This is a genomic window from Bradyrhizobium sp. (assembly GCF_049691595.1).
GTDB lineage: Bacteria > Pseudomonadota > Alphaproteobacteria > Rhizobiales > Xanthobacteraceae > Bradyrhizobium.
In genome coordinates this window covers 1-3,714 of the sequence record NZ_JBAVNZ010000326.1, presented here as the reverse complement: position 1 = coordinate 3,714, position 3,714 = coordinate 1, and the positions used below count along the sequence as shown (strand labels likewise).

The following is a 3,714-nucleotide window of genomic DNA, read 5'->3' as shown; positions in this document are numbered from 1 at the left end:
GCCCGGAGGCGGAACCCTCGAAGATTACCCGGAACGGCGTTCGCTGCTTGACGCCGGCGATCTTCTGGTAACCGAGCCACGCCGCGAACGACCCGGCGATCAACGCCAGGGTCAAGGTTCCGATCATCAGATTGCTGGCCCGCGCTTTCATTGCCATACCCTGCGAAGCAGGTTCCAGAGATAGCGGATTTGCGGCGTCAAGTCACCGCAACGAGGTCGTTTGACTAGGCCGGCCTGGGTTTTCGCGACGCCACAAAAACCCCGGTCAGCACCAGCGCGAAGCCGATGAAGTGGAACGACCGCGGATGCTCGCCGAGAAAGACGATGGACATGATGGTTCCGAACACCGGCACCACATGGAAGAACGGCGCGGCGCGGTTGGCGCCGATCAATTGAACGCCGCGGTTGAAGCAGAGGTAGGCCAGCGTCGATGGAAACACCGCGACATAGAACAGCGTCAGCAAATTGTTGGCGTCGATCCGCATCACCGGGCGCGCGAACAATTCCCAGATGAGGGGCGGAACCAGGCATGCCGCGCCGCAGCCGAAGGTGAAGCCGACGAACGACAGGCCATGGATCTCCGGGCGTTTCAGCGAGAGCACCGAGTAGAGCCCGAAGATCACGAGCGCCACGGTGAAGATCAGGTCGCCCTTGTTGAACGCGATGCTGGAAAGCGTGGTCAGGTCGCCATGCAGCAGGATCACCAGCACGCCTGCGAGCGACACCAGGATCCCGCAGGCTTGCGCGAGCGTCAGCCGCACGCCGAGCAGAACCAGCGACCACATCGCGACCACCAGCGGGCCGGCCGACTGCAGCAGCAGCGTGTTCAGCGCCTGGGTGTGCTCGAGCGACCAGTATTGCAGCGTGTTGAAGGTGGCGATGCCGGTGACGGAGAGCACGATCATGGCGCCGAGACGGCCGCGGATCGCGCCCCAGTCGCGCACCAGATGCGTCCAGGCGAAGGGGAGAATGATCAGGAACGCCAATGACCAGCGCAGGAACGACAGCGTCACCGGGGGAATATGTCCGGCGGCGAGGCGGCCGACGATGGCGTTGCCGGCCCAGCACAGCGCGGTGATGCTGAGCAGGAGATAGGGCTGGTTGGCGATCCATCTGCCGGAGGCGGTGCGCAGGTTGGATTCGGAAGCAGACATTGACGGCCCGGTTGATGACGCCGCGGCCCCGCCCGGCGCCTGGGCCGGGCCGGAATCGTATCCCCGGCCTTCCGTCACAGACACGGATTTCAGGCCTGCATCAATGGCGGAGATGCATCGCGACCATGCGCGGGGGGAGCGATCCGGGCGGAAGTTGGCCGGCCAGTCCGCCTCCCCGAGGGCGAGCGGCCAGACGCCTGACCATCTGTTCGGTCAGGTCGATCAGCCGCCGTTTTTTCCCAAGGACTTCCTGACAGGGCCGAGCCGCATCCTCAGGCCGTCAGGCCCTGCGCGACCGCGCCCATGGCCTTCGCGGCGTCGTGGGGGTCGAGTTCGATCTGCAACCCGCGTCGCCCGCCATTGACGAACACGCTGGATTGGCCGAGCGCCGAAAGCTCGATCGCTACCGGTATGCGTTTTTTCTGCCCGAACGGGCTGATGCCGCCGACATGATAGCCGGTGAGCCGTTCGGCATCGGGCGGACGCATCATTCTGGCGGTCTTGCCGCCGAACGCGGCGGCGAGTTTCTTCATGCTGACCTCGCGGTCCGAGGGCACCACGGCGCAGACCGGTCTGCCGTCGACCTCGGCCATCAGCGTCTTCAACAAGCGCTGTGGCTCGACGCCGAGCGCTTCGGCGGCCTGAAGACCGATCCGGTCGGCGCCGGAATCATAGTCGTAAGCGTGCAGCGTGAACGTCACGCCAAGTGCTTCCAGCGCCTGCACAGCCCTCGTGCTTGCTGCCATTTGACCGCCCGCTTCGCTGTCCTTCCCGGCGGTCCCGAGGCCCGCGCGCCGCCACAGATTTTCAGGGGATATCAATGGGTTGGAGGCCTTCCAAAGCGGTCCCAAAGCCCGTTCCCGCTTGCTTCGCGCACCCGGTTCCTTTATCCGGTGGGGGGCCTTGCATGCGAACGGCCCCGGCCGTGATTTCGGCTGGGCACGGTAAAGCATGATCCGGGGACGGGCACGGTTTTTCCGTCAGATCATGCGCGAACCAACACAGTTGCGGGGAACATTTTCGAATGGCCAATGTTGTCGTGGTCGGCGCCCAGTGGGGCGACGAAGGAAAGGGCAAGATCGTCGACTGGTTGTCGGAGCAGGCCGACATCGTCGTGCGCTTCCAGGGCGGCCACAATGCCGGCCACACGCTTGTCATCAATGGCGAGACCTACAAGCTTGCGCTGCTGCCGTCCGGCGTGCTGCGGCCGTCGAAACTCGCCGTGATCGGCAACGGCGTGGTGTTCGATCCGCAGGCCTTCCTCGATGAGGTCGCAAGGCTGCGGGGCCAGGGCGTCGCCATCAGCCCGGACAATCTGCGCGTTGCCGAGAACGTCACGCTGATCCTGCCCTTGCACCGCGAGCTCGATGCGCTGCGTGAATCCGCAAGCGCGGTCACCGCGATCGGCACCACGCGCCGCGGCATCGGGCCGGCCTATGAAGACAAGGTCGGCCGCCGCGCGATCCGACTGATGGACCTCGCCGATATCGATACGCTGCCGCACAAGATCGAGCGCCTGCTGGCGCATCACAACGCGCTGCGCCGTGGCCTCAACCTCGAAGAGATCGACGGCGACGGCATTTTGAGGGAATTGACCGCGCTGGCGCCGAAATTGTTGCCCTATGCCGAAACGGTGTGGCGGCTGCTCGACCTCAAGCGGCGCGAGGGCAAGCGGATCCTGTTCGAGGGCGCGCAGGGTGCGCTGCTCGACGTCGATCACGGCACTTATCCCTATGTCACGTCGTCGAATACGGTAGCGGCGCAGGCGGCGACCGGCACCGGCATGGGGCCGAGCGCGGTCGGCTATGTGCTCGGCATCTGCAAGGCGTATACAACGCGGGTCGGGCAGGGACCGTTTCCGACCGAACAGGATAACGAGATCGGCCGCAGGATCGGCGAGCGCGGCCGTGAGTTCGGCACCAATACCGGCCGGCCGCGGCGCTGCGGCTGGTTCGACGCCATGCTGGTGCGCCAGGCCGTGCGGACCTGCGGCATCACCGGCCTGGCGCTGACCAAGCTCGATATTCTCGACGGGTTCGACAGCATCGAGGTCTGCACCGGCTATATTCTGGACGGCAAGGAAATCGACCATCTGCCGGCGGGCGAGGGTGCCCAGGCCCGGGTGGTGCCGGTCTACGAGACCATCGAGGGCTGGAAGGAGCCGACCGCCAACGCCCGTTCATGGGCTGATTTGCCGGCCCAGGCCATTAAATATGTCCGAAGGGTGGAGGAACTCGTGGGTTGCCCGATCGCGCTGCTTTCCACAAGCCCGGAACGCGAGGATACTATCCTGGTTCAGAATCCCTTCGAGGCCTAGTGGAATGTTACCGCAAAGCCCGCACCGTTGAGTTGATATGGCTGATTACTACCCGCTGATCGCCCGCGCCATTGCCGGACTGGACCCCAGTGCTCCCGGCGAGAGCCGTCGTGCGCTTTATGAACGGGCCCGAGCCGCGTTGATCGCGCAGCTGCGCAGCGTGCAGCCGCCCCTCAGCGAATCCGAAATCACCCGCGAGCGGCTGTCGCTGGAAGAGGCCGTGCGCAAGGTCGAGTCCGAAGC

Annotated in this window: 3 protein-coding genes and 1 pseudogene; 2 read left to right on the top strand and 2 right to left on the bottom strand. The window is 65.1% G+C overall.

The window, feature by feature from the left end:
* Positions 1-224 precede the first annotated feature (224 nt).
* On the bottom strand, positions 225-1,154 hold the full coding sequence (locus WCE35_RS14300; protein WP_424593992.1) for a DMT family transporter: 930 nt from the start codon (positions 1,152-1,154) through the stop codon (positions 225-227).
* A 272-nt stretch (positions 1,155-1,426) separates the two neighbouring features.
* Entirely contained in the window at positions 1,427-1,900 is a 474-nt protein-coding gene (gene ybaK / locus WCE35_RS14295; protein WP_424593991.1) for a Cys-tRNA(Pro) deacylase, read from the bottom strand.
* A 278-nt stretch (positions 1,901-2,178) separates the two neighbouring features.
* Between ybaK and WCE35_RS14290 the strand changes: the two genes are divergently transcribed.
* Positions 2,179-3,471: an adenylosuccinate synthase gene (locus WCE35_RS14290; protein ID WP_424593990.1), complete on the top strand. Its 1,293-nt coding sequence runs from the start codon at positions 2,179-2,181 to the stop codon at positions 3,469-3,471.
* 37 nt (positions 3,472-3,508) lie between these two features.
* Positions 3,509-3,714: pseudogene (locus WCE35_RS14285) on the top strand (hypothetical protein); the annotation flags it as partial.